The sequence below is a fragment of the Actinophytocola sediminis genome, assembly GCF_054779715.1.
In genome coordinates this window covers 1-2817 of sequence record NZ_BAAGXS010000150.1, presented here as the reverse complement: position 1 = coordinate 2817, position 2817 = coordinate 1, and the positions used below count along the sequence as shown (strand labels likewise).

The 2817-nt window shown below is 68.8% G+C and carries 3 protein-coding genes; 2 read left to right on the top strand and 1 reads right to left on the bottom strand.

All coding sequences use genetic code 11. The annotated features are described in order from the left end of the window. On the top strand, positions 1-777 hold a 777-nt coding region (locus ACYVIP_RS44810; RefSeq protein WP_460407355.1), incomplete at its 5' end, for a hypothetical protein. 5 nt (positions 778-782) lie between these two features. Here ACYVIP_RS44810 and ACYVIP_RS44805 read toward each other — a convergent pair. Next, positions 783-1430 carry an HAD family hydrolase gene (locus ACYVIP_RS44805; protein WP_460407353.1) on the bottom strand — a complete coding sequence of 216 codons (648 nt, stop codon included), beginning with the start codon at positions 1428-1430 and terminating at the stop codon, positions 783-785. A gap of 311 nt (positions 1431-1741) precedes the next feature. Here ACYVIP_RS44805 and fxlM point away from each other — a divergent pair. Beyond that, positions 1742-2817: methyltransferase, FxLD system (fxlM, locus tag ACYVIP_RS44800; RefSeq protein ID WP_460407352.1), on the top strand; the 1076-nt coding region annotated here is incomplete at its 3' end.

Sequence of the window (2817 nt, the reverse complement as noted above, 5' to 3'; positions counted from 1 at the left end):
ATCGCCGAACTGGCCCGCGCCGGCCAGTTCGGCGACACCGCCGACCGTCGCCACGCCGCAGCGCTGTTGACTCTCGCGTTGCGTGCCGCGGACGGAATCGCGTTCAAGTTCGGGTACCTGGATCTGTCCGCGCGGCTGATCGATCTGATGCGCTCGGCCGCCCAGCTCGCTGAGGATCGGCTCTTGTTGGCCGCGGTGGCCTATGTGCGCACCGAGACGTTCTTCGCTACCGGCGACCTCGATACCGCTGCCCGGGCCCTCGAACTCGCCGCCGATCACCTGCCCGCGCAGGGCGCCGCCTCGTCCTGTGCGGCGTTCGGTGCCCTGCACATGCGGGCCGCGGTCGTCGCCGGGCGGTCGGGCAGGCCTGACCGTGCCGCCGATCATCTGCGGGAAGCCCGCCGTGCCGCATCCGTTGTCCCTGAAGGCATCTATCAGGGCACCGCGTTCGGTCCGGCGTCCCTGCGCATCCACGAACTCGCTGTCGCCGTCGAACTACGGGATCCCTTGGGTATCGAACGTGCGGCGGCGTGGCAGCCGCCCGACGAGCTGCCGGCCGAACGCCGCTCTCACTATTTCATCGATCTCGCCCGCGCTCAGCTCACGCTGGGCCGGCACGAGGACGCCTACCTGTGTCTGCAGGCCGCGCGTCGGACCGCGCCGGAGCACACTCGCACGCATCCGCAGGTCCGCCAGTCGCTTTCGACGCTGCTACGCACCCACACCGCCCCCGACTCCGGGCTGCTCGACCTCGCCGCCTGGGCCCGCGCCTGCTGAACCTGTCATCGTGTGGTCAGCAGCTCCGACAGGTCGTGCAAGGAGTTGATCACCCAGTCCGCGTCACGCCGGACCAGCGGGTCCTGGGCCCAGAGGTAGCCCCACGGGCCGCGTCGGATCAACGCCGCGCGGAACCCCGCGGCCTTCGCCGCCACGATGTCGTTGTCACGGTGATCGCCCACGTACACCGTCGTGTCCGGTCGTCCTCCGGGCACCATCGTGGTGACGCGGGCGAAGAATTCGGGAGAGGGTTTGGCGACGCCCCATTCGCCCGAGGTGGCGATCTGGTCGACCGGCAAGTCCAACGCGCGCAACAACTCGGCCGCGCGGGCGGTCTGGTTCCCGGCGACCCCGACCCAGAGGCCCTGCTCGCGCAGCTCGGCCAGCGCGGGCCGGACGTCGGGGTAGAGGTCGGACTCCTCGATCCGCTCGCCCAGGCCGGCGTCCTCGCGCTGTTGGCGTTCATGTCCGAGGTTGAAGCCCGGTCGGAAGTACTGGAAGGTCTCGGCGTTGTCTCGGCCGGCGGCGGTGACCGCTCCCAGCACGGTCGAGAAGGTGTGGCGGGGGACGCCGACCCAGTCCGCCCACGCACCCCACTCGCGCGAGTCGTCCAGCAACGTCTCGCCCACGTCGAACACCACCGCGGTCACCATGCCCCTACTCCTACGTCACCAGCTGGCACGGCGCGACACAGGGGCCTCGCCCCGCTCAGACTCAGGTGGTTGATGACCTGGTTCGTGGGTGCGATTCGTACTCGCGGGTCGTGCCCAGGTCACGGTGTGCGCCGCCTCATGAACGCCTCATCGGCGCCTCGCGGCCGGACTGGACGATCGTGCTTGCGGGACGTTGACTGACTCGGGTTGGCCGACGACGCGCCTCTGCGTACTCGGCATAGCGCAGCGCCGCGCTTTGTGGCCGATCCGGTGACACGGGATCGGCGGACCTTGCCTGGGAGGGTAACTGAGTGAGTACACTCCGACACCGCACATCTCGTCCGTACGACGAGCCGGAGGAGGTCGCGTCGCTGCGTGAGGCGATGGTCGGCGACCTCCGTGACATGGGCGCACTCGACACCGAGGAGGTGATCGCCGCTTTCCGTGCCGTGCCGCGGCATCTGTTCGCGACTGATGAGCCGTTGGAGACCGTCTACGCCGCCAACACACCGCTGACCACGAAGAAGAACTCCGAGGGGCAGGCCATCAGCTCGGTGTCGGCCGCGCATATCCAGGCCACCATGCTGGAGCAGGCTGACATCAAGCCGGGGATGCGCGTGCTGGAGATCGGATCAGGCGGCTACAACGCGGCGCTGCTGGCCGAACTCGTCGGCGACACCGGGCAGGTCACCTCGGTCGACATCGATCCCGACATCGTCGTTCGGGCGCGGCAGCGCCTCACCGCGGCCGGCTACGACGAGGTCAACGTGGTCCTGGCTGACGCGGAGGGCGGTGTTGTCGAGCACGCGCCCTACGATCGGGTGATCGTCACGGTCGGTGCGTGGGACATCCCCCCGGTGTGGATCGAGCAGTTGTCCACCGATGGACAGATCATCGTGCCGTTCCGGTTCCGTGGACTGACACGGTCCGTGGCCTTCGAACGCCGGGACGCTCACCTGGTGAGCCGCAACTACCGGTTGTGCCGGTTCGTGCCGATGCAGGGCGTGGGGGAACACACCGAGCGTCCGATTCGGCTCGATGGTGACGATGTGGTCCTGCGTACCGACGAGAACAGCCCCTTCGACGAGGGCCTGTTGCGGGCAGCCCTGCACGGACCCAAGGTCGAGCGCTGGTCGGGGGTCGTATTCGACCAGGTCGACCAGTTGGACTTGTGGCTCGGCACCGCCATTCCGGTGTTCGGCCTGCTCAAGGCGACGAACGCCCCGATCGAGAAAGGGTTGGTCGGCCGATCGACCTTGCTGCCGGTCCCGACCTCGGTCCGGGAAGCCGGCTTCGCCTACCGGATGAAGCGACCGATCGAGGGCACGGACGAGTTCGAGACCGGCGTGTACGCCCACGGCCCGGACGCCGAGACCCTCGCCGAGGA